This window comes from Pedobacter nototheniae, assembly GCF_004335085.1.
Taxonomy (GTDB): Bacteria; Bacteroidota; Bacteroidia; order Sphingobacteriales; family Sphingobacteriaceae; genus Pedobacter; species Pedobacter nototheniae.
In genome coordinates this window covers 1-234 of record NZ_RQRS01000101.1, presented here as the reverse complement: position 1 = coordinate 234, position 234 = coordinate 1, and the positions used below count along the sequence as shown (strand labels likewise).

Sequence of the window (234 nt, the reverse complement as noted above, 5' to 3'; positions counted from 1 at the left end):
CCCATTCCGAACAGAGAAGTTAAGCCCACCAGAGCCGATGGTACTGCGGTAACACGTGGGAGAGTAGGTCGGTGCCAAATCTTAAAAGAAACCCTTGCAACTTAAAATCGCAAGGGTTTTCTTAGTTTATAGGAAATTTAAACCAACAAGGAAAGCACTGTGGTTTAACCCTGGAGTTTGCCCTATCTTTTCTCATCTCCCGCTGCTACCAATGCCCTTCAGCTTAAACCTGAC

Annotated in this window: 1 rRNA gene; it reads left to right on the top strand. The window is 45.7% G+C overall.

The features are described 5' to 3' along the window. Positions 1–80, top strand: a 5S ribosomal RNA gene (rrf, locus tag EHC72_RS22565); the annotation flags it as partial. Between the last annotated feature and the right edge of the window lie 154 nt (positions 81–234).